This is a genomic window from Streptomyces sp. NBC_01716, assembly GCF_036248275.1.
Classification (GTDB): domain Bacteria; phylum Actinomycetota; class Actinomycetes; order Streptomycetales; family Streptomycetaceae; genus Streptomyces.
The window spans coordinates 1,893,014-1,919,578 of the sequence record NZ_CP109181.1 but is presented as its reverse complement, the minus strand read 5'-3'; the positions used below and the strand labels follow the sequence as shown (position 1 = coordinate 1,919,578).

Sequence of the window (26,565 nt, the reverse complement as noted above, 5' to 3'; positions counted from 1 at the left end):
CCGGTCTCCGTGTGTCGGCGCGGAGACCGGGGCGCCGTGGATGTTACGGCGTCAGTACCTGGCCGATGCGCATGCCCGCGGGAGCGCCCAGTGCCGTGGTGCCGTAGTAGACGCCCGAACTGGTCACGATGCCGCTCGCACTGCTGTTGTCCAACTGCAGGATCGTGCCGTTGTTCGCGTCCTCGCCGTCGGCGCCGATCGCCAGATCGGCCCGGCTGTAGCCCGACAGGTCGGTGAGCGAGACGGCGGAGCCGAGGCGGTCGTCGGACTCGGTGCTGCCCGGCACACCCGCGGTGTCCTGGTGATACGCGGCCGAGCCGGTGGCGGTCGGGCCCGTGGACGTGCCGCGCAGCAGGATGACCTGGCCCGCGTTGGTCCTGGCGACGCCGCTCCGGGTGATGTCCTCGCCCGGCAGGCCGGTGAGGATGTCGTCGTACCCGTCGAGGTTCACGTCGCCCACGGAGACCGAGGCGCCCATGTCGTCGCCGGTCTCGCCCGTGTCAGGAACGCCGGCGGTGTCCTGGCCGAACGTCTTGCGTCCCGTCGATGTCAGACCCGTCGCCGACCCGAAGACGGCCGTGACCGCGCCGCCCTTGAGTGTGTGCCCCGACTCCGTGGTGCTCGGCTGGCCGACCGCGAGGTCGGTGTAGCCGTCGCCGTTGAGGTCGCCCGCCGCGAGCGAACGGCCGCCGCGCGCGTCCAGGACGCCGACGCGCTGGAGCCCGGTCGCGGAGCCCTTGAGCCACAGCAGCCGGCCGATACCGCCCGGGTCGCGGAAGCCGATCGCGGCGTCCGCGTATCCGTCCTTGTTGAAGTCGCCGCTGACGGCGGAGGCGTAGCTCACGGCGCCGGTGTACGCCGTCGAGTTCAGATAACCGGACTTGGCCGCGCCGGACTTGCCGTCCCAGGCCCACCAGCGGCCCGGCTTGCCCGGAGCGACGGAGAGGATGTCCGCGTTGCCGTCGGCGTTGAAGTCACCGGAGGTGACGGTGGCGCCGAGCTTCTCGCCTGCGGTCCGGGTGGTCGCGTTGGTCCAGTACCCCTTGCCGCTGTTCAGACCGGGGCCGTTGAGCACCGCCACCACGCCGGTGTCGGTCTGCCCGGTGGTGCCGTTCTCGCCGGGTGAGCCGACGATCAGGTCGGCGTATCCGTCGCCGTTGACATCGCCCCACGCGTTGGAGGAGCCGAAGAGGTCGCCCGCCTCGGAGTTCCCGGGGATTCCCGGGCTGTTCTGGTTGATCGTCCTCCGTGCCGCGGAGCCCGGTCCGTCGGTGGTACCCGGCAGGACCGTGACGCTTCCGTCGCTGTTCGCGACGCGGGGCAGCCCGGCCACCAGGTCGTTGATGCCGTCCCTGTTGAAGTCGGCGGTCGGGATGGCGGAGTTACGGCCGGGGCCGGCGGCGAAGTCGCGGATCGCGGGGAGCTTCGCGTAGAGGTTCTTGCCCGGACACGCGGTGGCGAAGGCGTCGCGGTGGCCGGAGATCACGCTCATCGTGGCCTGCTGGCCCTCGGTGTACTTCCCGGTGTTGCCCTGGGCGACGAGGGTCACGGAGCCCTTCGGATTGCCGCCGTACTGGCCCAGCTTCCAGGCGGCGACCCGGGCGGCGGACTGCTGCGCGGCGCTGGTCGGCCGCCCGGCGGCCTTGCCCGCGGCGGCGTCGCCCTCGAAGTCACCGAGCAGGGCGATGCCGGTGGAGTAGCTGTTGAAGCCGTACGTGTGCGCGCCCTTGACCGGCAGGTCGGCGCCGCCGCCCCGGCCCTCGAAGATCCGGCCGCACTTGTCGATCAGGAAGTTGTAGCCGAGGTCGTTCCAGCCCTCCGTCTTGACGTGGTACGTCATGATGCCGCGGACCAGAGCGGCCGATTCGGCGCAGCTGTAGTTGTTCGAGCCGACGGTGTGGTGGATGTAGACCGCCCGCACCTTGTCGATGTACTCCGGCGGGTCGGCGACGATCGACTCGTCCGCGCCCCACTGGGCACGGTCGATGATCGGCGGGCGCTTCACCGTCGAGGGCGGCGCGGTCGGCTTGGTGGGCGTCGGGCTCGGACCGGGCGTCGCGGTGTCCGTCGGAGCGGGGCTGTCGGTCGGGGTGCCCGGGGGCGTGACCGACTCCGTCGGGGCGATGCTGTCCGTCGGCGTCACGGGATCCCCTGGCGTCACGGCATCGCTGGGCGTCACGGGGTCGCCCGATGGCCCGGCATCGCTCGCCGCCGGGGTCGCGGTCGCGTCCACCGCGAACGCGGCGCTGTCCATGACCGGTTCGGCCGGGTTCCCGGCCTCGGTCGCGCTCACTCCGGGATCGACCATGTGCAGCTTCAGATTCTTGGGCAGCCCCTTGTCCGACTCCACCCGTACCCGCACCGCGGTCGACGGCCCCACCCACAGCGGCTCGGAGGCACCCCGTGTCTTGCCCTCCGGCTCGTCCGGTCCGTGCGAGTCCAGGTCCAGCGACTGCCAGCCGGACCATTTGCCGGACTTCGCCTCCCGGGTACGCACCTGGGCCACGCCGTCGATCTCGGCCGTCGCACTGTCCCAGCCGATGCCGACGAGCGAGAACGGCTCCGTTCCGGTGCTCGGCAGCTCCCTCTCGTTGGCGTCGCCCTGGGAAAGCTGAAGCGTACGAACCTTGGCCGCCCGCTTCTCCTGACCGGCCTTACCCGGGTTCTCCGGCGGATCGGCTATGGCGACGGTGATCAGTCCCGCGCCCCCCACAACAACGGCGCCGACGGTCAGCCATACCCGGCGCTTCATGCTCAGTATTCGGTACGCATGCGACGTACGCGGGCTCAAATGCCCCACCCCTCAACGAGTTCACTTGCGGCGCACCCGTCACATGGGCGACCTCTCCTACCCAGCGCACCCCACCCGCGAAACGTCACATGAGTGGCCAGGTCAGGCCCGAGGCCGGCAACTCGTCCACGGTGCAGCGGAGTAGCTCGCCATAATGTGGGCTTCATATCCATTTACCAGATGCAGCTTCTGAGATATGGTCCCTCGCATCGCAAGGAGTTGATATGACGACTACTACTGGACGTCCGCCGGTGCGAGCCCCCGCACGCCCGCCGAGGCGGGCCGGGCAACGCTCCTCACTGAACGGGCGCGACCGCACCTTCGGGTTCATGCTCGCGGCCCCCGCGGTGGCGCTCTTCATCGCCGTGGCGGTGTACCCGCTGGTGTCGAGCCTCGGAACCAGCTTGTTCGACCAATCCCTCATACGGCCGGGCCGGTCATTCGTCGGGTTGCGCAACTACGCCGAGGTCTGGCCCGACTTCGTCGACCGCCTGGGGACCACGCTCGTGTTCTCCGTTCTCGCGACGGTCCTCCCCCTCCTGCTCGGTACGGGGATCGCTCTGCTCCTCAACGCCCGTATCAAGGGGCGTGCCGTGCTGCGAGGCGTGTTGATGCTTCCCTGGCTGCTGCCGGGCGTGGTCGTCTCCTTTCTGTGGGCGTGGATCTTCAATGACAGTTATGGCGTGCTCAACCACGTTCTGTCGCAGTTGGGTCTGCCGGAGGTCGACTTCCTCGGGGCGCCGGGCACTGCCCTGGCGGCGGTGATCATCGCCAAGTCGTGGAACACCTTCCCCTGGATGATGGTGGTGGTCCTCGCGGTCCTGCAGACCCTGCCGCGAGAGCAGTTGGAGGCGGCCGCGATCGACGGCGCTTCCCGCCGGCAGCGCTTCTGGCACGTTTCACTGCCGCATCTGATCGGCCCGGTCGCGCTCGTGACCATGCTGGAGTTCATCTACAACTTCGGCTCGTTCGACATGATCTTCGTGATGACGGGCGGCGGTCCCGGAACCTCGACCATGACCCTCGCGGTGAGCATCTACCAGTACGCGTTCGTCGAGTTCTCCCTGGGCCGCGCGGCCGCCATGGGCGTGCTGTGGCTGGTCGCCCTGTCCGTCGTGTGCGCCGCGTACTTCCTGCTGAACAAGAGACTGGAGGCGCGAAGGTGAGCATTGTGCCGTTCCCGCCGGCCCGGCGCCGGTCACGCCATGTGGGTGAGGGCATCACCCGGCCGACGCTCGGCGTCCTCGGCAAGCTGGGCCTGTCGGTGCTCGGTCTCTTCGGGCTGCTTCCGGTGTACTGGCTGGTCGCCACCGCGTTCATGCGGCGCGAGGATGTCTTCTCCAAAGACCGGCCGTTCTTCCCGTTCAACCCGACTCTCGACAACTTCGGCGCGTTCTTCGAGGACACCGCGCTGTTGTCCGCGCTCGGCAACTCGGTGATCGTCTCGGCCGGGACCGCGGCGGTCTCGGTCCTGGTGTCCGGACTGATGGCGTACTCGCTGTCGAAGTTCCGCTACCGCGGACGCAACCTCTTCATGGTCATGTTCCTCGTCGGGCAGCTTGTTCCGGGTGTGCTGCTTCTGGTCTCGCTGTACCTGATGTTCAGCGCCGCGGGGCTCCTCTATACGTATACGGCCGTGGTTCTGGCGTTCACCACGTTCACCTTGCCGCTCACCGTGTTCCTGCTGAAAGGCATCATCGACGGGCTGCCGGACGAGATCATCGAGGCTGGGAAGGTGGACGGCCTGTCCAACCTGGCGATCTTGTTCAGGATCATTTTTCCGCTGATCACGCCTGGCCTGGTCACGGCCGGGATGTTCGCCTTCATGCGTGGCTGGAGCGATCTGCTGTTCGCTCTGACCCTCGCCGGCCCGGACAAGCAGACTCTCCCCGTCGGCATGACTTCGGCCTTCATCCACGAGGGTTCCGGCGACTGGCCCGCCCTGATGGCCGCGTCGGTGATCACTTCTCTGCCGCTCGCGCTGATCTTCATCGCCTTGCAGCGGTACTTCGTCTCCGGCCTGGCGGCCGGAGCAGTCAAGGGCTGAGCCGCCCGTTTCCCACCCCGACACACGACGGAGCCATCATGTCCCACAATGCCCCCCGGCAGGCCATGACCAGGCGAGGAGTCCTCGCGGGCCTTGGAGCCCTCGGCCTTTCCAGCGCCTTCGGCCTGACAGCCTGCTCAACTTCCGCACCCGGCGGCGCCGCGAACAGCGGCGACGCGTCGGAGATCGACACGATCAAGCTCTACGGCAACGCACTCGGTGAGGACTCCCAGAAGGCGGCGTGGCAGGCCGTGATCGCGGGCTGGGAAAAGAAGTCGGGCAAGAAGGTGAAGCCGGTCATATACCCCTACGACCAGGCTTCCACCCAGCTGGCACTGGCCGCGAAGTCGGGCTCCTTCAACGGTGTCTCCCAGGGCCCGTGGCAACTGCTCGTTCCCATGGGCATTCTCGCCGACCTCTCCGATCTCGCTGAAGGCATGGACCTGCCGCGGGCGGTACTCGACGGACTGCGTCTCGACGGCAAGCTCTACATGCTCCCTCTGACGGCCTCCGGCATCGGCCTGGTGTGCGACGGCCGGATCGCCGACGAGACCGGTCTCAAGAGCGGCATGACCGTCGAGGAATTCGCGACCGCACTGGAGAAGATCAAGCGTCAGGATCCCGACCTCGTCCCGTACGCGGCCGTCACGAAGAACCCGGACCTGAAGGACGCCGTGCACTGGATGTGGGGCTGGGGCAGCGAGGTGGTCACCAAGGACTTGAAGTGCACCATCGGCGACTCGGAGAGCGTCGCCGCCGTCGAGTGGTACAAGGAGCTCCAGGACGCCAAGCTCACCAAGTCGGGCGTCGCGCGTACCGACGCGCGCATCATGTTCGCGCGCGGACAGGCGGTCATGTACGACGACGCCCCCCTGGCCAACACGTTCGTGAAGTCCAACGGTGGCTCGGCGGCGCTGCAGGCCGCTGTACGCCCCCTGCGGCGACCGACCGTCCAGAGCCTCCCCTCCTACAACCGCTTCTGGGGCGCGGGACTGTCCTGCAGTGCCGGCAAGGGGGAGAAGACCAGCAGGGACTTCATCTCCTACGCGGCCGGCGACCTCGGCGCGGTGACCGCGCTGTACGAGCAGTCCGCGCTGCCGCCCGCCGACAAGAATGTCGCCGACCGCATCGATGCCCTGCGGAAGGACACGTTCCAGACCAGCTTCGCCGACGCGGTGGCCGAGCACGCCCGGCTCGGAGCCTGGGACACGCTGTCCACCACGGCCCAGATCGACACGGCGATCGGCGAGGGCGTCGCCTCCATCCTCGCTGGTCAGGTCGGAGTCCAGAGCGGTCTCAATGCCCTGAGGAAGAAGGTTGACGACGCCCTTGAGCAGGGGTGACGAATGCCGGCCCGGCACCACTGCGGGGACGGGCGCGTGCGTGGAAACGTAACCCACAAAGCGGATGGCCGATGTAAAATGGTCAGTTGACGCCGCCGATAGGACAGGAGAACCATGGCAGCCGAACACGGCGCCGGAACACAGGCAGTCGAACGCGCGATGTCGCTGCTCGCCTGCTTCACCGACGAGACCAGTGAACTGCGGATTTCCGAGCTCTGCGCCCAGACTGATCTCGGGCAGTCGACCGTGTCCCGCATGGTCTCCTCACTGGACCGCATGGGCTTCCTCGCACAGGACCCCCGGACGGGCTTGTACCGCTTGGGCCCGACCGTGGTGACGCTGGGATCGGTGGCGCTCAACAGCTCGTCGATCTTCCGTGCCGCACGGCAGATCGCCCAGAACCTGGCCCATGTCGCGGAACTCGGCGCGAATCTCGCGGAATTCCGCGGCGACCAGCTCTTCTACCTCGGGAACTTCGAGGGGGCGAAGTCCCCCAAGTCGTTCACCATGGCCGGGCGCACGGCACCGCTGCACGCCACCGGCATGGGCAAGACGTTCCTTTCGGCTCAGACCCCGGAGTACGTCCGCGAGTTCTACGCCAAGGGGCTCGGCCTCGCCTACACCCCCCACACCATCACCGACTTCGCCGCCATGGAGAGCGCGCTGACCGAGGCCCGCAGCCGCGGCTACGCCACGGAGATCGAGGAACTCGCCTTCGGGCGAGCCTGCGTCGCCGCTCCCGTTCGCGGCCGCGGGGGAGAGGTCGTGGCAGCGCTGTCGGTGAGCGGTCCCCTCTCCGAACTGGACGACGCGCGGCGCCTGCGGGAGCTCGCGCTGATGGTGGTCGAGGCCGCCGACGAGGTATCCGTCGCGCTGGGCTTCACCATCGCCCGCGCACCGCAGCCGCGTGTGTCCCTGGGTTAGTGGGAGACAGCGCCCTGGAAAAGGAGATCGTACGCACAGGCTTCGCTCGCGCGGAGTTGGGAGAGTCTCCTCGCTTCGATGCCGAGACGCGGACGGTGAGCTGGGTCGACCTGGTCGCCGGGCGTCTCTGGCTCGCCCACGCGGCACCCGACGATCCCGTGGCGGCATGGGAGCCTGAGGCCCAACCGCTCATCGAGGTGCCAGGACCGCTGGGCTGTGCCGTGCGGACCACGAGCGGTGGGTGGCTGCTCGCGTCCGGCGGGACGGTGTTCCGCTGGCGAGCCGGCACGGCGCCGACCCCGCTGGCCGTCCTTGAGCCCGATACGGACACGGCCCGTCTCAACGACGGTGCCGTGGACGCGGAGGGACGCTTCTGGGTGGGCTCGATGAGTGTTCCCCGCCCTCTCAAGCCGTGGGGAAGACTGCATGTACTCGACCACGAGGGCACATCCGTCGGCGGCCGCGTCGTCCGGGCAGGGATGCTCGCGGCCAATGGCATCGCCTGGAGCCCCGACGGTTCGACGTGCTACGCCGTCGACAGCGGCCACCGGTTGATCCACCGCGTCAAGGCGGCCTCCGGTGAACTGCTCGGCCCGGCCGGACCGCCGCTGTCCGTGCCGGCCGGTGTCCCGGACGGGATCACCGTCGACGACGAGGGCTGTCTGTGGGTGGCGCTGTGGGATGCCGCGGCCGTCGTCCGCCTGAGCCCACAAGGCCAGGTGCTCCAGCGCGTCACCATGCCCTGTTCCCGGCCGACCTCGTGCGCTCTGCTGGGTTCGCGCCTTGTCATCTGCACTGCCACGCTGCCCGGCGAGGCGGCGTCAGGCTGGACCTACACCGTCGAGGTCGCGGTGGGCGGGCCTGCCGCCCCCCGCGCCCGGGTCCCGGGAGAGCCGACCGCGTAGAAGCAGGCTGTCCGGTCGTCCCGCGCACCTCCGTCCCGCACGAAGCGGGGCACGGGCCACGTGCCCGCGCCCCGCTTCGTCATGCCTGGAGCCGATCAGTCCCCCAGGAGCTTGCTCCGCAGGTCGGGGCGGAGGAACGCGGCGGGAGAAGCGATGGACAGGCCGCCGTCGACCGGCAGCACGACGCCGGTGACGAAGGGGGCCGCCGCGAGGTAGAACACCGCGCCGGCGACGTCACCGGGTCGGCCGACCCGGCCCAGCGGGTACCCCTCGGTGACCTTCGGAAGGTCGTCGTTGTCGATGATCCCCGGAGCCACGGCATTGACGCGGATGCCGCGTGGGCCGTACTCCAGCGCCAGCTGCCGCACCAACCCCTCGACCCCGGACTTCGCCGCCGAGTAGGCGGGCAGCCACGGCGCGGCAAGGGTGGCGTTGACGGAACTCACCGCCACGATGCTGCCTCCCCTGGGCAGAACCGCCAAAGCAGCTCGGGCAGGGAAGAAGGCGGTGTACAGGGTGTTGGTGATGCCGCGATGCCAGTCGTCAGCGGTGGCGGCATGGGCCGGCGCCGGCGCCATCACCGAAGCGGCCAGGACCAGGACGTCGAGGGAGCCGAGCCGTTCCACGGTACGGCCCACCGCCGCGTCAGCCCCCTCCTCGGTACTGACGTCGAGAGCGAGTGCCTCCACCAGGTGAGGGCCGGCCGTGCCGTCCAACGAGATGCCGACGACCCTGTCCCCCGCCTCGGCGAAGCCGGCGGCGATGGCCTGCCCGATCGGAGAAGAGCTGCCGATCAGCAGCACCGACCGGCTCACGCGGGTACCTTCTGCCAGGAAGGAAGCCGCAGTTCGGCCAGGATCTCGTCAAGCGCGCGGGCCGTGACCGGCTCAAGTTCCTGTGCGGGCAGCCGGACCCGGCCCGACTCGATGATCCCGCGCCTGCGCAGCACTTCCTTGTGCACCGCCCACGCCTGGCCGGGGCGCGTGCCGAGGTGAATCAGCGGCAGCAGACGGCCGAACGCCGAACGCGCCTGGGGGCGCCGGTCGGCGGCCAGGTCGTCGAGGATGCCGCGGAGCAGGTCGGAGTATTCGCAGGCCGGCATGGTGCCAACGCTGCCGTTGTCGTACTCCTCGATCAGTGAGGCGGCGTTGAGACCGCCGAGAACCGCCAGGTCGTCGATGGCCTTGGTCACCGCTGCCACTTTGACGGGGGTGGGCGGTGCCTCCACTTTCACCGAGGTGATGCCGGAAACGCGGCCCAGGGCCGCCACCGTCGCCACGTCGATCGTGACGCCGGTGACCCCGGGGGCGTCCTGCACCATGACCGTCGCGTCTGTCGCCGCCGCCACTTCGCCGAAGAATTCGAGAAGTTGCCGCTGGCTGGGCTTCGCGAGGTACGGGGGGAGAACCATCAACTGGTCGGCTCCACCGGCCGCGGCGTGCCGGGCCTGTTCGATGGCTACCACCGTGCTGGTGCCGTTCACTCCGGCGACGATCGGCAGGTCGTCGCCCACCACGTCCCTGACCGCGTGCAGGATGGCCGCTCGCTCGTCGGTGGCGAGCGCGAAGCCCTCGCTCGCCATGCCGAAGACCGCCAGGCCGTCCACACCCGCGTCGAGCTGAAACTCCACGAGGGAGCGCAGGGAGGGCAGGTCCAGCTCACCGGAGGTGGTGAACGGCGTGGCCAGAATCGGTACGAGTCCGATGGGGGTGGCGGTGCGTGTCATGGTCAGCCTCCCTGAACGAGGTCGTCGAGGACGTCCTGGTTGATGTCGATGCCCAGCCCTGGCCCGTGCGGCAAGGTGAACCCGGCGGCGGTGCTGTTGACCGGGGTCCGCAGAATCCGCTGCGCGAAGGGCAGTGTGGTCGGCTGCAACTCGAAGAAAGGACTGTCGGCCACGGCCGCGGAGACGTGCAGCCCGGCGGCGAGTGCCACGCCGAGGCCCACGGAGTGGTGGCAGGCCACAGGGATGTGGCGGGCGTCGGCCAGCGTGGCGATGGTCATGGCCTCCGTGATCCCCGTGCGGGCGACGTCCGGCTGGGCCAGCCCCATGGCCCTGTGGTCGAACCAGTCACGGAACTCGTAGCGGTTGCGCATCGCTTCGCCGACCGCGACCGGGGTGGTGAGGCGGGATGCCAGCTCGCGGTGGCCGGCGATGTCCTCGGGCGCCAGGGGGGCCTCGAAGAACAGGGCGCGCCGGCGGTCGAGTTCGCGCCCGAGTTCCAGGGCCTGAGGGAGTGAGTAGACCCAGTGGGCATCGATCGCGATGCCCAGACTCGGCGCGGCAGCGGCCACCGCGTCATAGGTGGCGAGGTCCTCGTCGATGCCGTTGCCGAGAGCGAGCTTCACCATGGAGGCTCCCCGAGCCGCCCATTCGGCGGCCAGCCGGGCGCGGCCCTCGTCCGTCGGCTCGGGCAGACCGGAGATGTAGGCGGGGATCTCGGTGCGGTAGGCCCCGCCAAGAAGCTGGGCCACGGGGAGACCGGACGCTTTGCCCGCCAGGTCCCACAAGGCGATGTCCAGAGAGGCCAGCGCGTCTGCCTGATGCCCCGTCAAATGGCCGCGCTCACGCATGAGATCGCGCATGCCGTCCCAGAGAGGCCGGACCTGCGACGGATCCCGGCCCACCAGCCACGGTCCCAGCATGCGGTCGATGATCGCGGCGACGACCTCGGGACCGACCGGAGCGAGCGCCTCGCCCCACCCTTCTGCCCCTTCGTCTGTCGTGACGCGGACGAGGACGGTCTCCATATGGGCCGAGTACAGGCTTCGCCACGGCGGGCGCACGAAGTAGCCCAGGTCCGGCGCCGGCGCCGATCCGTCGTTCAGCTTGCCCAGATAGGCAGACTCCGTGGGCTGTTTCAGGACGTATGTCCGAACCTGCGTGACCCGCATGGTGCCTCCAGAGTGTGAGATTCGTATTGCGGTTCAATACTTGCGCATGATGGATTAAACATCCATCCACCGTGGGCTGGTCAAGCCCCTCACCGGACCGCGACCGCTGCCGCGTCATGGCCCAGAACCGGAAATGGCATGAATTTGCTGGAAGAGATCACACAGCGCAGGCTCCTCGCCATCATCCGCGCCGACAGCGCCGAGCGGGCCCTGCGCTGTATGCGCACCCTGATCGACGCCGGCGTCACGGCGATGGAGGTCTCGTTGACCACGCCGGGCGGCCTCGACGCGATCACCCGGGCCCGGTCGCAGTGCCCGCCCGCCGTCCTCATCGGCGCGGGCACCGTACTGACCGCCGACCAGGCCGACGCCGCGTCCGCCGCGGGCGCCGGTTTCATCGTCACGCCGGGGATCACGCCGGGCGCCCGCCGCGCCGCCGCGACCGAAGTCCCGCTCCTGTGCGGCGCGTTGACCCCCACGGAGGTCATCACCGCGCTGGACCTCGGCGCCACGGCTGTGAAAATCTTCCCGGCCGGTCAGCACGGACCCGGCTACCTGCGCGAACTGCGGGGCCCTTTGCCCCGAGCGCCACTGGTGGCCGTCGGCGGCGTCGACCGCGAGACGGCACCCCAGTACCTCGCGGCGGGCGCTGTCGCCGTCGGCGTCGGGTCCCCTCTCCTCGGCCCCGCCGGGGCCACCGACGCACCGCGGGCACAGGACGACCTGGCAAAACGCGCTGCGGCATTCCTCGAAGCGGTGGAGCCCCGCCACGCCGTGGGCCGCGACCGCGGGCAGGAGACGCGATGAGCGGCGTTCTTACGATCGGCGAGGCAATGGTGTCCGTGCGCACCCCCGTACCTCTCGAACTCGGCGGCGCCGCGCGGCTGTCCGTGGCCGGCTCCGAGAGCAACGTTGCCATCGGTCTTGCCCGGCTCGGCCACGGCGTCGCATGGCTCGGCGTGGTCGGTGAGGACCAGCCCGGCCGGCTCATCCGCCGAACACTGCGTGCCGAAGGAGTCGACACCCGCTTCATCCGCTCCACGGCGGAGTCGTTCACCGGACTCGTCGCCTTCGACCAGCCGGTCCACGACATCACGCGAGTCAGCTACCACCGCAGAGGGTCCGCCGGCTCACTGCTCACCGCCGAGGAGTGCCTTGCCGCACTGGAGGACGCCTCGCCGTCGCTGCTGCACCTGACCGGGATCACCCCCGCCCTCTCGCCGGCGGCCGGGGCGGCGACGCTCGCGGCGGCAACTGCCGCGCACGCCAGGGGAGTCCGGGTGAGCCTGGACGTCAACCACCGCAGCCGCCTGTGGACCCGCCGGCAAGCGGCAGGGGCCCTCCGCCCCCTGCTGCCTTCGGCCGACATCGTGTTCGCGTCGAGCGACGAACTCGACATCCTCACGGACGCACCGGATCCGGTGTCCGACCTGCTCGCCCACGGGGTCGCCGAGGTCGTCGTCACCGCCGGAGCCGCCGGTGCGTACTGCCGTACAGCGGACGCCGAACACCACCAGGACGCCCTCCCGGTCACCGTGGTCGACAGCGTCGGCGCCGGTGATGCCTTCGTGGCCGGCTACCTCTCCGCGTCGCTGAACGACCTGCCCCCTCGGGAGCGTCTGAGGCGCGGGGCCACCACAGGGGCGTTCTGCGTGGGAACACGCGGGGACTGGGAAGGCCTGCCCACCCGCCAGGACCTTGGGCTCCTCACACGTACCTCCGGCACCGCTCTGCGATGAGCCACCGGGCCGGGCCGGGCCGGCCGATCGCCTGCAACAAGATTCGCGTGCAACATGATTGACGGCATCCATGAACACTCCTACGCTGCGAGCAATTCGGATGTGTCATTCACCATAGGGATGCGCCTACCGGAGAGCTGATGACGTCATCTGCCCGCACGCCGCTTCCAGAGACAGGAAAGCCGTTGAGTCTTCTGCTTCGCGCAAGAACACGGGTGATGGCATGCGCGAGTGCCGTCCTCGTCGGCACCCTCGCCGCGGCGACACTCACCACGCCCGCCCATGCCGATCCTCCGCCCGGCTCCACCGCGCCGGCCGGCTACCAGCTCGTGTTCTCCGACGACTTCAACGGCACGAGCCTCGACGCCAACGCGTGGCGCACCCGCCAGAGCTCCTGGGTCTCGGACGACAACGTCAAGGTCACCGGCGGAAGTCTCAGCATCGACCAGACCCGGGTTTCGACCGCCAATACGGAGACCTCAAGCTTCAGAGGCGGCGGTATCACCACGAAGAAGCGTTTCGGCTACGGCTACTACGAGGCCCGGGTCAAGCTTCCCCCGAACACCGGCCCCTTCCACCAGTCGTTCTGGACGCAGATCTGGGACGGCCAGTACGCCAAGCCCGACTACAACGCCGGCTTCACCGAGATCGACATCGTCGAGTCGTTCAAGGGCCAGACCCACGGCGGCTACCTCACCTGGCTGTCCGGCCAGGAGGACATCAAGCAGTCCACCTCCGAGCGGCGCACCATGGGCACCCCGGACGGGAGGAACTACAACACCTACGGGGTGCTGTACGAACCGCGCAAGACGACGTTCTTCCTGAACGGCACCGAGCAGGGGTCGCTGGCCTACACCTCGATTCCGAACAGTCCGATGTCCATCTGGCTGTCCACCATCCCGCAGGTGGGCCGGCTGGACGGACTCACCGATCCGGCCGGACACAGTTACGGCACCATGAACGTCGACTGGGTCCGCTACTACTCCAGCGACGGCGCCGTTCCCGCGACCGTCCCGGCATCGGTGCCCGCCTCACTGACCAGTTACCACAACGACTTCGAAAGCGGTACAGCGGCGAACTGGACCCCTGTCGGGGGTTCCTGGTCCGTCACGGCCGACGGCGGGGACCACGCGTACCGCAACACTGCTTCCGGGGACGTGTACTCCCTCTACACCGCCACCGCGACGCACTTCCCGAAGTGGCGGAGCACGACGCTCTCCGCGGCGGTCGAACTGTCGGGCACCGGAGGCGGAGCCGGCATCGTCGGACGCTACACGGACGCCGACAACTACTACTACCTGCGCCTTTTCCCGGAGACGAACACCGTCACCCTCGTCAAGAAGGTGGCTGGTTCAGTGACCACCCTCGCCAGTCACAGCACCACGATCGATCCCGGGACCACCTATCGGCTGAGCTTCGAGCTCCACGACGCCCGGCTGACCGCCAAGCTCAACGGCACAGGGATCATGAGCGTCACCGACAGGTCCCTGGCCGAAGGCAAGTGGGGCGTCAAGGGCTACAACCAGCCCTTCAGTGTCGACGACGTCGCCATGACGTCCCCCTGAGAAACCCCATGAGCCTGTTGACGGCCGCCTTCACCCCGAGCCATTCATCGCCCGTAGAGGAGCCCGAGTTGTGAACGTCCGCAGAACGGTGGTGGCCGCCTTCCTGGCGGCCTCCGTCGCCATATCCCTCGTGCCCGCGTCGTCGGCGATGTCCGCAGCCCCGGCCGCGGCCCCGGAGGCGGCGGCGCCGGCCGGGGCGCCGGCGCCCGGATACGAGCTGGCCTGGTCCGACGAGTTCGACGGCGTCGACGCGGAAGGCAAGGGCCTCGACGAAGCGGAGTGGCACTACCGCGAGAGCGAGAAGGCGATCTGCTCGAACAGCCCGGACAACGTATCCGTGTCCCAGGGGCTGATGCGCATCGCGCTGAAGCGCGAGGACCGCAACGGAATGGAGTACACGTGCGGCGGTGTGATCAGCAAGCGGACGTTCGGCTACGGATATTACGAGACACGCGCCCGGCTCTGGGGTGACCAGGGCTTCCACTCCGCGATGTGGACCACCGGCCTGGCCGACTATGTGCCGGACACACCGAAGTACAAGGGGCCGAACAACCGGGTGAACGAGATCGACGGTTTCGAGGTCGACTCGCACACCCCCGACGAGTTCACCCAGGTCTCGCACTGGTTCGTACCGCACCACGTGGGGAACCCCGGCCGGCTGTACCAAGGCCCCGACTCGTCCGACGGCTATCACACCTACGGCTTCGAGTGGACCCCCACAGAGGTGCGGTACTACATCGACGGCAAGCTGACCCAGACACTGCCCAAGGCCGGCCCGCACGGACTGCAGAACATCTGGCTGACCACGCTCGGCTACACCTCCCCGGTCGACGAGACCAACCTGCCGGGCGAGACCACCTGGGACTACTTCCGGTACTACGCGCCCGTGGACACCGGTGACGACGAGTCCGCGGACACCGTCGTGGTCGACAACGGCGACGGCGGGTACGCCGAAACAGGCAGGTGGGCGGATGAGATCACGGACGGGCACCGCGAGGTCTTCGGATACCAGGACAAGGAGCTCCGCCGCTCCGACGACCCAGGTGCGACGGCCCGCTGGACACCGAAGCTGCGGTCAGCCCAGCCGTACGAGGTGTTCGTGTGGAACCCGAGCTTCCTGAAGACCGGGCACAAGGCCGCCACCTACACAGTGACCCACGACGGCGGAGAGACCGAAGTCGTCGTCGACCAGACCGGGGCAGGCCAGCAGTGGGTCAGTCTCGGCTCCTACCCGATGACGCCCGAAGCCGGCCGCGGCGTGCGTGTGACCGGCGGTCCGGGCGGCGGCATCCTGCGTGCCGACGCCGCGAAGTTCGTGCCTGCCGTGGTCGTCGACAACGGTGACGACGGCTACCGCGAGCGGGGCACCTGGGGCGCGTCGGACGCGGTCACCGGCTGGCGGGGCACCGGCACCCGCTGGGCCACCGCCTCAGCCTCGGCCGCCCGCTGGACGCCCGACCTGCCCAAGCGCACCACCTACGACGTCTACGCCTGGCTTCCGGACGCCGCGGGCGACAACGAGACCGTCACCCGCACCGACGACACCGGCTACACGGAGACCGGCCGGTGGGCCGCGTCGAGTATCCGGGGCTGGGACGGAACCCCCACCAGGACGAGCAACGACACCTCGGCCACCGCCGAGTGGCGCCCCGACCTCAAGGAAGCCGGCACGTACAAGGTGTACGCGTGGTCGCCCGCCAACCCCGTCAGCACGACAGCGGCCCGGTACACCGTCACTCACGCCGGCGGGTCCGACTCCACCGACATCGATCAGACCACCGGCGGCAACGACTGGGTCGAGCTCGGCGAGTACGAGTTCGCGGCCGGCACCGACGGGCACGTCACCGTCTCGAACGCCGCTCGCGGCAACTACCTGCGCACCAACGTGGTCAAGTTCGCCCGCGTGGGTACGGAGACGCCCGACCCGGCCGGCTACACCGTCTCCCACGCGGGCGGCACCACCGAGGTGGCGGCGGACACGAGCGGCGGGACGGACCGCTGGGTCCGGCTCGGCAACTTCCCGTTCGACGCCGGATCTGACGGCTATGTGGAACTGGGCAGGGAGGAGGGCTCCCACGGGCTCATGCACGCGGACGCGGTGAAGTTCGTTCCCGCGCCCCGGGACGACGCGCGGCGGCCCGCCGCGCCGCGCAATCCGCACGCCTTCGTCCAGCCGAACGCGTCGAACGGCGACGCCGTACTCCATGTGCGCTGGAGCCCCGCCCAGGACGACGACGTACTCGGGCACCACGTCTACCTGGACGGGCGCCGGATCACCTGGAAGCCGGTGCGGCGCGACTCGTTCCGCCTGTACGAGATGCTGGCCGGCCAGACGCACAAGGTGACCGTGACCTCGGTCGACCGGTCCGGCAACGAGTCGGCGCCTTCGGCACCGCTGTCGGTGAGGACACCGGCCGACACGAAGCCACCGGCACCACCGGCCCGCGTGGCCGCGGAGGCGACGAACGAGGCGGCGGTGCTGTACTGGGACCAGAGCCTTGAGGTGGACCTGCACGGTTACCACGTGTACGTGGACGGCAGACGGATCACCGACGAGCCCTACGGCAACCCGGTCGACGCGCACCTGCGCGCGCTCGGCTTCCCGGTCGAGGATCTGACGAACAACGCCGAGCACGAGCTGGCCGTCACCGCGGTGGACCAGACGGGCAACGAGTCCAAGCCGTCGTCCGTACGGATCACGCCACTGCCCATGAGCATCATCGGCATCGACGACGCGGGCTACACCGAGAAGGGCACCTGGACCGGGTCGAGCGTCGCAGGCTGGCTCGGCTCCAAGACGCGTACCAGCAACGACACTTCGGCGACGGCCACGTGGCGCCCCGAGCTGGGAGCGGCCGGCGGCTACGAGGTGTTCGCGTGGGTGCCCAGCCATCCCAACAGCACCACGGCGGCCCGGTACACCGTCACCCACGCCGGTGGCACGAAAGCCGTGGACATCGGCCAGAGCGCGGGCGGGAACCGGTGGATCTCGCTCGGAACTTTCGAGTTCGCCCAGGGATCGGCCGGTGACGTGACGGTCTCCAACAGCGCGGGCAGCAGCTATCTGCGCACCAGCTACGTCAAGTTCGTACCGAAGTGACAGGAGGCTGAGCAGGACCCGTGCCCGGCACCGGCCGAACCGCCGGTGCCGGGCACGGTGACGCACGCCCGCACCGGCGCGTGAGCGCCGTCGCTCACCCTGCGGTCAGCTCCGGCCGCCGGACACGTCGTCGCCGTTCTCGTCGGTGACCACGACATCGATCCCCTTGGCGCGGAACGGGTCGAGATCGGCGCCGGTGGCCGATTCGTCGGTGACCAGTGTCCACTTCGGAGGCAGCGGAGCCCAGGCGTGGAACGGACGACGACCGATCTTGGCCCCGTGCACCAGCAGATAGACGCGGTCGCTGCGGCGCGCCATCAGCTCCTTGAGCCGGGTCTGCCGGATGTCGGCCTCACAGATGCCGTCCTCGGCGGTGACCCCGTCCGCGCCGAGGAATACCCGGTCGAACGTGCGGCGTTCCAGGGCGGTTTCGGCGAGGGGGCCGATGAAACCCTGGCTCCGCGGCCGGAGTTGGCCGCCGAGGCACTCCACGGTCACCGCGTCGGCCGAAGAGAGCTCCTGGAGAGCCGTCATGCCGGTGGTCACCACTGTCAGCGCGGGGCCGTGCCGCAGCTCGTGTGCGAGCGCGCCGGTGGTGGTGCCCGCGTCGAGCAGCACCGTCTCCCCGGCCCCGATCTGGCGCGCGGCCCAGCGCGCGATGGACTGCTTGGCCTCGAACGCCTCACCGACGCGCTGGCGGAGGCTGGCCTCAGGGTGCGCGACGAGCGCCATCGCGCCGCCGTAGGTGCGGGCCAGGGCGCCCGCGCGTTCGAGCTGGGCGAGATCGCGCCGGATGGTCGACGCGGTCACTCCGAACTGCCCGGAGAGTTCGTCCACGTTGGCGAGCCCTGTGGTGGTGGCCAGTTGGACGATGGCCTGTCTGCGGAGTTCGGAATCGCGAGCCACTCGTTGTCCCTTCAGCCGACCGAAGCCGGGGCCAGGTCCGCAGCCTGGCGCAGGGCCTCGATCATGCTACCTACTTCGGCTGTTCCGGTTCCCGCGATGTCGAAGGCCGTTCCATGGTCCACCGATGTGCGGATCACGGGAAGTCCCACGGTGATGTTGACGCCCGCCTCGATGCCGAGCACCTTCACCGGGCCGTGGCCCTGGTCGTGGTACATGGCCACGATCAGGTCGTAGTCTCCGCGCCCGGCGAGGAAGAACGCGGTGTCGGCGGGCAGCGGGCCGCGCGCGTCGATGCCGTCGGCGCGCAGCTTCTCCAGCGCGGGCTCGATCTTCTCCGCCTCCTCACCGGCACCGAACAGGCCGTTCTCCCCGGCGTGCGGGTTGATCCCGCAGACCCCGATGACGGGTGCCTCGACACCCGAGGAGCGCATCGCCCGGTGGCCGCGGCGTACGGTCCGCTCCACCAACCCGGGATCAATCCTGGCTATGGCGTCGATCAGGCCGATGTGGGTGGTCACATGGATGACCTTGACCTTGGGCGTCGACAGCATCATCGACACTTCCTCGATGCCGGTCAGCGCCGCGAGCAACTCCGTGTGCCCGGGGTAGATGTGCCCCGCGGCGTGCAGCGCCTCCTTGTTCAGCGGCGCCGTGCAGATGGCCTGCACCTCGTGGGCGACCGCGAGTTCGGCCGCGACACGCACGTACTGGTACGCCGCTTCGCCCGCGGCCGGGCTCAGCTTTCCCCACTCCAGGCCGTCGGGCAGCAGACCGAGATCGATGACATCGATCCGGCCGGGCTCGAACCGGGCCTGGGCCACCGATTCGACGGCCACCACCTCGACCGTCTCACCCCGCACCAGGGCGGCTTCGCGCAGGCGGCGGGCGTCCCCGATGACGAGGGGACGGCACCGTTCGTACACGGCCGCGTCGGCGAGCGCGCCGACCACGACCTCGGGGCCGATTCCGGCTCCGTCCCCCATCGTGATGGCTATGGCGGGCAAGGGCGAGTTCACAGTTCCTCCTGAAGAGCAGGCTGGTGGAGCCGGTTGGCGATCATGAGCAGGCTGTCCGGGCCGCCGTGGCTGCCGGGCCGGGTCACGATCTCCAGCCCGGTGTCGGTACGCATGTGCACGGCGCCGGGATGCACCTGGCCGAGCACGTGGAGGCGTCGTACGCCGAGCGCGTCGAGTACCCGCCGTGCGGTCTCGCCTCCGGTGAGGGCGAGCCGGAGCGGGCCGTCGTGCCGGGCGACGACCTCGCGGACGAGGCCCGCGAGGTGTACGGCGAGCGCACGGGCGCGGGTGGGATCGAGCGGCGCGGGGCACAGGGTCAGCACCGTGCGGCCCCCGGTGAGCTCGAAGCGGGGAACGTCACGGGTCGCCGGGTCCACCTCGACCAGCCGCGCGCCGCTGGAGGCCAGCAGTTCGACCTGGCGGCGCGCGCCCGGTTCGGCGGAGCCGACCACGACGAGCACTGTCGCGGACACGGTGGACGGGACTTGCGTGGTTCGCGCAGGACGCAACCTTCCGAAGGCCGCCGCGAGCCCGGCGGATCCGACAGCGGTGATGTCGCCGGCGTCGTCGGCACCGCCGGTCGTCGCGACGGTGGCGGCGGCGAGCAGGTCGAGATCGGCGTCGGTCTCCGCGTCGCAGACCGCGATCCGCCCGGAGCGCGCGGCCTGCGTGAGCGCATCGCGCAGGCCGGGCGAGCGCAGCTCGTCGAGCTTCACATGGGTGACCGGGAGATCCCCGAGCGCGTCCTCGACGGAGTCGGGGCGGTGCTCGCCGATGCCGGGCTCGGCGGACAGCACCACGCGCCCGTTGAGTGTGGGGCGGCCCGCGACCGGCAACGCCGGGGTACAGACCACCAGGCCGGAGCGCACATCGCGCACTCCGCGCACCATCGCCTCGACGTTGCCGCGCAGGAGCGAGTCGATCTTGACGAAGGCCTGGCGTCGCTGTGGCAGCCCCGCTCGAACGGCGGCGCGGGCGGTCTCCGGAGAGGCCTGACGGACATCAAGGTCGACCACCCGCGCCCCCGTGTCCTGCGCGGAACGCGCAAGATCGACTGTATCGATACCAAGAGCCAGAGCGGCCTCCGCGGCACCGCTGAGGTCGTCACACAGTGCCGAGCCCATGATCTCAGCAGATCTCATTCGCACCTCCCCACAACTTGTTCTGCGTGAAACACGCTATCTGTATTGCGCATAGCGTGCAAGGGTGCCAGAGTGCGCAGCCACAGGTGCTCCTACGGCGATGGCGCCGGCGAGCCACGGAGGGTTCCACATGCGGAAAGTGATGCCACAGAAGGCACAGATATCCCGACGAACACTGCTCAAGGCACTGGGCGTCACCGGGGGCGCGATGGCCGCGGGCAGCCTCGCCGGTTGCGCCAGTCCCACGGGCGGTCCGCCGCCCGGCTCGGTGACCCTCGGGCTGAACCGTTCACTCGTCTCACTCGACAACAAGCTCAATCAGTTCGACGCGGCGGTCACCGTGCAGCGCGCGGTCCGCCAGGGGCTGACCCGGATCGGCACCGATCTCTCCCCGGTGCCCGTGCTCGCCGACACGTTCGAGCTCACCGCCCCGACACAGTGGACGGTGCGGCTGCGCGAAGGCGTTCGCTACTCCGACGGCAGTCCGGTGCGCATCAAGGACGTCAGCACCGCGCTCACGATGTATCAACAGGTCAGCGGTTCCTATCTGGCGGGGTTCTTCCCCGAGTGGCCGACGGTCGTGCCGGTGGACGAGCGGACGTTCACGCTGGAGACCAACCGCCCGCTGCCGGTTCTCGACTATCTGATGGCCAACATCCTCGTGACGCCCGCGGCGGCGAACGTGCCCGAGGAACTCCAGTCCGGCGTCGGCTCCGGCCCCTACGTGGTCACCGCGTCGAACCGCGGCACCGGCGAGTACACCTTGCGCCGCAACCGCGACTACTGGGGCGGACCCGCGCGCGTGAAGCAGGCACAGGTGCGGTTCGTGCCCGAGGAATCCAACCGGGTGGTGGGACTGCGCTCGGGCGAGATCGACATCATTGACACGATCACCCCCGACTCCGCCGACCAGTTGAGCGGACAGCCGGACGTGTCGTTCGAGCGGGTGCGCGGCACCCGGATCAACCAGCTCTTCTACAACTTCCGTAAGCCGGACAGCCATCCGCTGTCCAAGGCATCGGTCCGCCAGGCGCTCTCGCTGGCCGTGGACGGCGAACGGCTCGCCGAAGAGGTCCTGGCCGGCTCCGCGCAGCCCGCTGTCGGGCCCGTGGCCCAGACACTCAACGGCGCCGTGTCCTGCGGTACTTACGACTACGACCCGCGCCGCGCCAAGCAGATGCTGGAAGCCGAGGGCATCGCCGACGGCGATCTGCGGCTCACGCTGATCTGGGAGACAGGCGAGTTCGCGGGCGACACCAGTGTGATGGAGGCCGTCGTGCAGATGCTCGGCGAGATCGGCGTCCGCGTGAGGCTCCGTCAGTTCGAGCCGGGCGGCGACATCTCCAAGTGGCGCCAGGGCCGGGCCGGCGACTGGGACATCCTCGGCAACGGATACGCCTCTCCCGTCGGTGCGGCGCTGCCGATCCTGCAGGGGATGTACGGCGGCACGCCGGAACGCGAACGCACCCGCGACACCTACCAGGGCTACGTCAACCGCGAGGTACTCGCGCTGCTCGACCAGGCCTACGCCGAGGTGGACGCCGAGCGACGGCAGAAGATCACCGCCCGCACCCAGCAGGTGGTGTGGGACTCATGGCCGAGCATGTGGGCGTTCGTACCCAACTCGGTGCTGGCCTTCCGTAACCGCGTCACCGACGTGACGCTGGAAGCGACCAACTCCTACCAGCTCGCGCGCGTCGGTCTGGAGGGCTGAGGTGACCACGTACATCCTCAGGCGACTCGGCCAGAGCGCGTTCGTCGTGCTGCTCACGGTCTCCACTGTGTTCGTGCTGATCCGGATGGCGCCCGGCGACCCGGCGACAGCCCTGGCCGCGCCGAACGCGACCGCCGCGGACCTGGCCAAGATCCGTACCCAGCTCGGGCTGGACGGCCCGGTCCTCTCGCAGTACCTGACCTTCATCGAGCATCTGTTCACCGGCGACCTCGGTATGTCGTACTCGTTCCGCGCGCCCGCGTTCGATGTGGTTCTCGACCGGGTGCCCTACACGATCACCCTCGCGCTCGCCGCGGTCACCCTCACCGCCGTGATCTCGCTGCCCCTGGGCATCTGGATGTCCCGCCGCGCCGACACCGGCCGCGAGATGGGCGCCAACATCCTGACGATCGCCGCGCAGTCGATGCCCGAGTTCTGGAGCGGCATCATGCTGCTCACCGTCTTCTCCGTGCTCGTGCCGGTGCTGCCCTCGTCCGGGTTCACCACCTGGTCGGGGCTCGTGCTGCCCGCGACCACCATCGCGCTGCTCCAGGTCGCGCTCATCTCACGGCTCGTACGCCGCGAGATGGTGAGCAATCTGACCTCCCCCCACCTCATGGTGGCCCGTGCGCACGGCATCCCGGAACGCAGACTCGTCTGGGACCACGCGCTCACCAACTCCGCGATCCCCGTGCTCACCGCGCTCGGCACCCGGTTCGCGGCGATGCTCAACGGCGTCGTCGTGGTGGAGGTCGTGTTCAACTGGCCCGGCGTCGGCTCGCTCGTGGTCCGGGCGCTGGAGACCCGCGACTACCCGCTGATTCAGGCGACGGTGCTCGTCACCGCCGCACTCGCGATCCTCGTACAGCTCGTCATCGACCTGCTGTACCCGCTGCTCGATCCACGGATCCGCCTCGGAAAGGCCACGGCGCGATGACCATCACAGAAAGTACGGAGACCGAGAGCCGTCCCAGCCGTATCACCGCCGCCCAGCTGCGCGACGCCGGAGCCACCCGCCGCCCCCGCATGGCCCGGATCAAGATCCGCGTCGGCGCGGTCCTCACGGCGCTGGTCGTGCTGCCGGTGGCGCTGGCCGGCCTGCTGCCCCTGCCCGGCTCCACCGAGCAGGACCTCGGCGCACGCCGGCTGCCGCCGCTCACCGACGGCCATCTGTTCGGGACCGATCAGCTCGGCAGGGACCTGCTCGCACGGGTCCTCGACGGCGGGCAGGTGTCGATCCTCATCGGTGTCCTCGCCGTGGTCGTGTCCGGGCTGATCGGGCTCGCCGCCGGTGCCGCGGCAGGCTACTTCGGCGGCTGGTGCGACGCGGTCATCAGCCGCCTGCTGGAAGCCCAGATGTCGTTGCCCCTGCTGATGATGCTGCTGCTCGTCGTGGCACTGTTCGGACCGTCCGTACCGGTGATCACCGCAGTCATCGCGATCGCGCAGTGGCCGGAGGTCGCCAGGCTGACCCGCTCCATGGTGCTCGTCGAGCGCGAGAAGCCGTACGTCGACGCGGCCCGCACACTCGGCCTGCCCCACCACAGCGTGCTGCTGCGCCACCTCGTGCCCAATATCGTCCGGCAGACCAGCCTCGTCGTACTCCTGCTCCTCGCGCAGGCGGTGCTGCTGGAAAGCGCGCTCAGCTACCTCGGCGCCGGCCCGGAGCGGCCGTTCGCCACCTGGGGACGGCTGATCTCGGACGGTCAGGACTACATCACCACCTCGTGGTGGCTCGTCACGCTGCCCGGTCTTGTCATCGTGCTGCTGGTGGTCGGCGTGAACCTGCTCGGCGACGGACTGCGGGACACGATCAGAGGTACCAAGAAGGGAGTGGCAGCGTGAGCAGTGTGCTAGAGGTCGAGGACCTCCAGATCGAGCTGATAACCGAACGCGGTGTGGTCCGCGCCGTCGACGGGGTCTCACTGCATGTCGACCCCGGCGAGACCGTGACCCTGATCGGCGAGTCCGGTTCCGGCAAGTCGACCACGGCGATGGGCCTGCTGCGGCTCCTGCCGCCCGACCTGGCCGTACTGTCCGGCAGGGCCGTGCTCGCCGGGCACGACGTGATCGCCGATCCGGCCGCGATCAGCGGCCTGCGCGGGCGCGTCGTGGGGCTCGTCCCACAGGACCCGATGACCGCCCTGAGCCCGGTGCACACGGTCGGCAGGCGGCTGACCGACCTGGTCCGCCTGCGGCACAAGGGAACCAGCCGCCGCCAGGCCCGGCTGACGGCGAGGGAACTGCTGGAGCGCGTGCACGTACCCGACCCGGAACGGGTGCTCGGCCACTACCCCCACCAGCTCTCCGGCGGACTTCAGCAGCGGGTGCTGATCGCGTGCGCGCTCGCGGGCGAGCCCGAACTGCTGGTGGCCGACGAGCCGACCAGCGCCCTCGACGTCACCGTGCAGGCGGGCGTGCTCGACCTGCTCATGGAGCTCCAGGAACGCACCGGCGTCGCGATCCTGATGATCACCCACGACCTCGGCGTGGCCCGGCTCGTATCCGACCGCGTGCATGTGATGCGCGCGGGCCGGTTCGTGGAGAGCGGCGATGTCGAACGGGTGGTGAACGCGCCGGCGCACCCCTACTCGAAGCAACTGCTCGCAGCCGTGCCGCGACTGGCACGCAAGGAGGTGCCCGCGTGAGCGAGAAATCGATCCTCTCCGTAGAGGACCTGGTGGTGGAGTTCCCCGGCAGCGGCAAGACGAAGTTCCGCGCCGTCTCCGGGGTGGGATTCAGCCTGAGGAAGGGCCGCACCGTCGGCATCGTGGGCGAGTCCGGCTGCGGCAAGACCACGATCGCGCGCAGCATCGTCCGCCTGCAGCGGCCGACGTCCGGCCGCATCCTGCTCGACGGCACCGACATCTCCCAGCTGCCGGAACGCCGCCTGCGACCGCTGCGCGCCCGCGTGCAGATGATCTTCCAGGACCCGTACGCGTCGCTCGACCCGAGACTCACCGCGGGCGAGATCGTGTGCGAGCCCCTGAAGCTGCGCGGAGTGCGCGACCCGGCCCAGCGCAGGAAGCAGGCACTCGCGCTGCTGGAGCGGGTCGAGCTGCCGGAGAGCGCACTCGACCGGCTGCCCGCCGAGTTCTCCGGCGGGCAGCGGCAGCGCATCGGCATCGCCAGGGCGCTCGCGAGCCGGCCCGACGTGCTGGTGTGCGACGAGGCGACCAGCGCACTCGACGTCTCGGTGCAGGCACAGGTGCTGGCACTGCTCAAGGACATCCAGGCGGAGACCGGCGTGGCCTACGTGGTGATCTCGCACAACCTCGGCGTGGTGCACGAGCTCAGCGACGACGTGCTCGTGCTGCGCCGAGGCGAGGTGGTCGAACACGGCCCGGCCGACCAGGTGCTGACCGAACCCGCGTCCGCCTACACACGGGCGCTGCGCGACGCCGCGCTGGATCCCGCCGCCATGACCGGCCGCAAACCCCGGCACCTGCTCTCCGGCACGCGCGCGACAACAACCGGAAGGAACCCATGACCGGCACACCCAGGCTGGTGCTCGGCACCATGACCTTCGGCGACACCGTCTCGGCGGCCGACGCCGAGACGATGCTCGACGCGGCGCTCGACGCCGGGATCACCGACGTCGACACGGCCAACGGCTACGCCAAGGGCGCCACGGAGGAACTTCTCGCGCCCCTTGTCGCGGCTCGCCGGGACCGCATCAGGCTCGCCACGAAGGCCGGTATGCCCCACCCGGACGCCGGGGAGCACTCGCCGCTGTCGCCCAAGGGCCTGCGGGCCGAGGTGGAGGGCAGCCTGCGCAGGCTCGGCGTCGACCACATCGACCTCTTCTACCTGCACCAGCCCGACTACGCCGCCCGCGTCGAGGACACGCTGAGCACGGTCGCCGACCTGGTGACGGAGGGCAAGATCCGCGAGCTGGGCGTCTCGAACTTCGCGGCGTGGCAGATCGTGGAACTGAACCATGTCGCCGACCGCGTCGGCGCGCCCCGGCCCGTGGTGGCCCAGCAACTCTGCAACCTCCTCGCGCGCAGGATCGAGGAGGAGTACGCGGCGATGGCCGCGGCGACGGGGCTGGAGACGATGGTCTACAACCCGCTCGGCGGCGGGCTGCTCACGGGCAAGCACCGCTTCGCCGCCGAACCGGGCACCGGCCGCTTCGGCGATTCCGTGCTCGCAGACATGTACCGCCGGCGCTACTGGGACGAGCGGCTCTTCGAGGCCGTCGCGACACTGGAGGGCGTCGCCGGGCAGGCCGGGCTGCCGCTGACGGAGCTCGCACTGCGCTGGCTGCTCAACCAGCCCGTGGTCGGCTCCGTACTGCTCGGAGCGTCCAGGCTCGACCACCTCACCGCGAACATCGCCGCGCTGGGCAGGGGACCGCTGCCCGGCGACGTCGCCGCGGCGTGCGACGAGGTCGGGGCCGTACTGCGCGGACCGATGCCCAACTACAACCGCTGATCGAAGAGAACGAAGAAGACGAGGAACAGGAGCACATCTCC

The 26,565-nt window shown here is 69.7% G+C and carries 22 protein-coding genes; 15 read left to right on the top strand and 7 right to left on the bottom strand.

Annotation, left to right across the window (positions count from 1 at the left end; translation table 11 throughout):
• Window positions 1–43: 43 nt before the first annotated feature.
• Complete coding sequence (locus OIE74_RS08215; RefSeq protein ID WP_329380126.1) at window positions 44–2,752, bottom strand: FG-GAP-like repeat-containing protein; 2,709 nt, start codon at window positions 2,750–2,752, stop codon at window positions 44–46.
• A gap of 263 nt (window positions 2,753–3,015) precedes the next feature.
• On the opposite strand from OIE74_RS08215, the gene OIE74_RS08210 reads away from it, so the two are divergent.
• The 5 genes from OIE74_RS08210 (at window position 3,016) to OIE74_RS08190 (ending at window position 8,010) form a co-directional block, all read left to right on the top strand.
• On the top strand, window positions 3,016–3,957 hold the full coding sequence (locus tag OIE74_RS08210; RefSeq protein ID WP_329380123.1) for a carbohydrate ABC transporter permease: 942 nt from the start codon (window positions 3,016–3,018) through the stop codon (window positions 3,955–3,957).
• Window positions 3,954–4,838, top strand: a complete 885-nt coding sequence (locus tag OIE74_RS08205) for a carbohydrate ABC transporter permease (protein ID WP_329380120.1) — start codon at window positions 3,954–3,956, stop codon at window positions 4,836–4,838. The genes OIE74_RS08210 and OIE74_RS08205 overlap by 4 nt, the downstream gene beginning before the upstream one ends.
• A 38-nt stretch (window positions 4,839–4,876) precedes the next feature.
• Window positions 4,877–6,181 carry an ABC transporter substrate-binding protein gene (locus OIE74_RS08200; RefSeq protein ID WP_329380117.1) on the top strand — a complete coding sequence of 435 codons (1,305 nt, stop codon included), beginning with the start codon at window positions 4,877–4,879 and terminating at the stop codon, window positions 6,179–6,181.
• A gap of 114 nt (window positions 6,182–6,295) precedes the next feature.
• Complete coding sequence (locus OIE74_RS08195) at window positions 6,296–7,105, top strand: IclR family transcriptional regulator (RefSeq protein WP_329380113.1); 810 nt, start codon at window positions 6,296–6,298, stop codon at window positions 7,103–7,105.
• Window positions 7,105–8,010 carry an SMP-30/gluconolactonase/LRE family protein gene (locus tag OIE74_RS08190; RefSeq protein ID WP_329380110.1) on the top strand — a complete coding sequence of 302 codons (906 nt, stop codon included), beginning with the start codon at window positions 7,105–7,107 and terminating at the stop codon, window positions 8,008–8,010. Before OIE74_RS08195 ends, OIE74_RS08190 begins: the two co-directional genes overlap by 1 nt.
• Before the next feature lie 95 nt (window positions 8,011–8,105).
• Here OIE74_RS08190 and OIE74_RS08185 read toward each other — a convergent pair whose 3' ends face one another.
• From OIE74_RS08185 to OIE74_RS08175, 3 genes are read right to left on the bottom strand one after another with little or no spacing between them, the layout of a single operon-like run.
• A complete protein-coding gene (locus OIE74_RS08185) occupies window positions 8,106–8,825 on the bottom strand; it encodes an SDR family NAD(P)-dependent oxidoreductase (protein ID WP_329380107.1) in 720 nt (239 codons plus the stop codon).
• Window positions 8,822–9,736 carry a dihydrodipicolinate synthase family protein gene (locus OIE74_RS08180; RefSeq protein ID WP_329380104.1) on the bottom strand — a complete coding sequence of 305 codons (915 nt, stop codon included), beginning with the start codon at window positions 9,734–9,736 and terminating at the stop codon, window positions 8,822–8,824. The genes OIE74_RS08185 and OIE74_RS08180 overlap by 4 nt, the downstream gene beginning before the upstream one ends.
• A 2-nt stretch (window positions 9,737–9,738) precedes the next feature.
• Entirely contained in the window at window positions 9,739–10,905 is a 1,167-nt protein-coding gene (locus OIE74_RS08175; protein ID WP_329380102.1) for a mandelate racemase/muconate lactonizing enzyme family protein, read from the bottom strand.
• 138 nt (window positions 10,906–11,043) lie between these two features.
• Here OIE74_RS08175 and OIE74_RS08170 point away from each other — a divergent pair, with 138 nt between their 5' ends.
• The 4 genes from OIE74_RS08170 (at window position 11,044) to OIE74_RS08155 (ending at window position 17,309) form a co-directional block, all read left to right on the top strand.
• On the top strand, window positions 11,044–11,712 hold the full coding sequence (locus OIE74_RS08170; RefSeq protein ID WP_329380099.1) for a bifunctional 4-hydroxy-2-oxoglutarate aldolase/2-dehydro-3-deoxy-phosphogluconate aldolase: 669 nt from the start codon (window positions 11,044–11,046) through the stop codon (window positions 11,710–11,712).
• Window positions 11,709–12,644: a sugar kinase gene (locus OIE74_RS08165; protein ID WP_329380096.1), complete on the top strand. Its 936-nt coding sequence runs from the start codon at window positions 11,709–11,711 to the stop codon at window positions 12,642–12,644. Before OIE74_RS08170 ends, OIE74_RS08165 begins: the two co-directional genes overlap by 4 nt.
• A 218-nt stretch (window positions 12,645–12,862) precedes the next feature.
• Window positions 12,863–14,209 carry a glycoside hydrolase family 16 protein gene (locus OIE74_RS08160; RefSeq protein ID WP_329380094.1) on the top strand — a complete coding sequence of 449 codons (1,347 nt, stop codon included), beginning with the start codon at window positions 12,863–12,865 and terminating at the stop codon, window positions 14,207–14,209.
• 70 nt (window positions 14,210–14,279) lie between these two features.
• A complete protein-coding gene (locus OIE74_RS08155; RefSeq protein WP_329380091.1) occupies window positions 14,280–17,309 on the top strand; it encodes a golvesin C-terminal-like domain-containing protein in 3,030 nt (1,009 codons plus the stop codon).
• Window positions 17,310–17,414: 105 nt separating this feature from the next.
• Here OIE74_RS08155 and OIE74_RS08150 read toward each other — a convergent pair whose 3' ends face one another.
• From OIE74_RS08150 to OIE74_RS08140, 3 genes are read right to left on the bottom strand one after another with little or no spacing between them, the layout of a single operon-like run.
• A complete protein-coding gene (locus OIE74_RS08150; RefSeq protein WP_329380088.1) occupies window positions 17,415–18,215 on the bottom strand; it encodes a DeoR/GlpR family DNA-binding transcription regulator in 801 nt (266 codons plus the stop codon).
• An 11-nt stretch (window positions 18,216–18,226) separates the two neighbouring features.
• Window positions 18,227–19,231, bottom strand: a complete 1,005-nt coding sequence (gene pdxA / locus OIE74_RS08145) for a 4-hydroxythreonine-4-phosphate dehydrogenase PdxA (protein WP_329380085.1) — start codon at window positions 19,229–19,231, stop codon at window positions 18,227–18,229.
• Window positions 19,228–20,373 carry a nucleotide-binding domain containing protein gene (locus tag OIE74_RS08140; RefSeq protein WP_329380083.1) on the bottom strand — a complete coding sequence of 382 codons (1,146 nt, stop codon included), beginning with the start codon at window positions 20,371–20,373 and terminating at the stop codon, window positions 19,228–19,230. Before OIE74_RS08140 ends, pdxA begins: the two co-directional genes overlap by 4 nt.
• A 130-nt stretch (window positions 20,374–20,503) precedes the next feature.
• Between OIE74_RS08140 and OIE74_RS08135 the strand changes: the two genes are divergently transcribed.
• The 6 genes from OIE74_RS08135 to OIE74_RS08110 are packed head-to-tail and all read left to right on the top strand — an operon-like array spanning window position 20,504 to window position 26,524.
• Window positions 20,504–22,087, top strand: a complete 1,584-nt coding sequence (locus OIE74_RS08135; protein WP_329380079.1) for an ABC transporter substrate-binding protein — start codon at window positions 20,504–20,506, stop codon at window positions 22,085–22,087.
• A 1-nt stretch (window position 22,088) separates the two neighbouring features.
• The gene (locus OIE74_RS08130) at window positions 22,089–23,024 is read left to right on the top strand and encodes an ABC transporter permease (protein WP_329380077.1); all 936 of its coding nucleotides are present in this window, start codon (window positions 22,089–22,091) and stop codon (window positions 23,022–23,024) included.
• On the top strand, window positions 23,021–23,932 hold the full coding sequence (locus OIE74_RS08125) for an ABC transporter permease (protein ID WP_329380075.1): 912 nt from the start codon (window positions 23,021–23,023) through the stop codon (window positions 23,930–23,932). Before OIE74_RS08130 ends, OIE74_RS08125 begins: the two co-directional genes overlap by 4 nt.
• Window positions 23,929–24,735 (top strand): ABC transporter ATP-binding protein, encoded by an 807-nt coding sequence (locus OIE74_RS08120; RefSeq protein WP_329380072.1) that lies wholly within the window; start codon window positions 23,929–23,931, stop codon window positions 24,733–24,735. Before OIE74_RS08125 ends, OIE74_RS08120 begins: the two co-directional genes overlap by 4 nt.
• Window positions 24,732–25,577, top strand: a complete 846-nt coding sequence (locus tag OIE74_RS08115; protein ID WP_329380069.1) for an ABC transporter ATP-binding protein — start codon at window positions 24,732–24,734, stop codon at window positions 25,575–25,577. Before OIE74_RS08120 ends, OIE74_RS08115 begins: the two co-directional genes overlap by 4 nt.
• Window positions 25,574–26,524, top strand: coding sequence for an aldo/keto reductase (locus OIE74_RS08110; protein WP_329380066.1), 951 nt, complete (start codon window positions 25,574–25,576; stop codon window positions 26,522–26,524). The genes OIE74_RS08115 and OIE74_RS08110 overlap by 4 nt, the downstream gene beginning before the upstream one ends.
• Window positions 26,525–26,565: the final 41 nt, after the last annotated feature.

Bases quoted from the DNA above. Each gene is read 5' to 3' on its own strand.
- OIE74_RS08215 (WP_329380126.1), bottom strand. From the start codon at position 2,752: ATGAAGCGCCGGGTATGGCTGACCGTCGGCGCCGTTGTTGTGGGGGGC.
- OIE74_RS08210 (WP_329380123.1), top strand. From the start codon at position 3,016: ATGACGACTACTACTGGACGTCCGCCGGTGCGAGCCCCCGCACGCCCG.
- OIE74_RS08200 (WP_329380117.1), top strand. From the start codon at position 4,877: ATGTCCCACAATGCCCCCCGGCAGGCCATGACCAGGCGAGGAGTCCTC.
- OIE74_RS08195 (WP_329380113.1), top strand. From the start codon at position 6,296: ATGGCAGCCGAACACGGCGCCGGAACACAGGCAGTCGAACGCGCGATG.
- OIE74_RS08180 (WP_329380104.1), bottom strand. From the start codon at position 9,736: ATGACACGCACCGCCACCCCCATCGGACTCGTACCGATTCTGGCCACG.
- OIE74_RS08175 (WP_329380102.1), bottom strand. From the start codon at position 10,905: ATGCGGGTCACGCAGGTTCGGACATACGTCCTGAAACAGCCCACGGAG.
- OIE74_RS08170 (WP_329380099.1), top strand. From the start codon at position 11,044: ATGAATTTGCTGGAAGAGATCACACAGCGCAGGCTCCTCGCCATCATC.
- OIE74_RS08165 (WP_329380096.1), top strand. From the start codon at position 11,709: ATGAGCGGCGTTCTTACGATCGGCGAGGCAATGGTGTCCGTGCGCACC.
- OIE74_RS08160 (WP_329380094.1), top strand. From the start codon at position 12,863: ATGGCATGCGCGAGTGCCGTCCTCGTCGGCACCCTCGCCGCGGCGACA.
- OIE74_RS08140 (WP_329380083.1), bottom strand. From the start codon at position 20,373: ATGAGATCTGCTGAGATCATGGGCTCGGCACTGTGTGACGACCTCAGC.
- OIE74_RS08135 (WP_329380079.1), top strand. From the start codon at position 20,504: ATGCGGAAAGTGATGCCACAGAAGGCACAGATATCCCGACGAACACTG.
- OIE74_RS08125 (WP_329380075.1), top strand. From the start codon at position 23,021: ATGACCATCACAGAAAGTACGGAGACCGAGAGCCGTCCCAGCCGTATC.
- OIE74_RS08110 (WP_329380066.1), top strand. From the start codon at position 25,574: ATGACCGGCACACCCAGGCTGGTGCTCGGCACCATGACCTTCGGCGAC.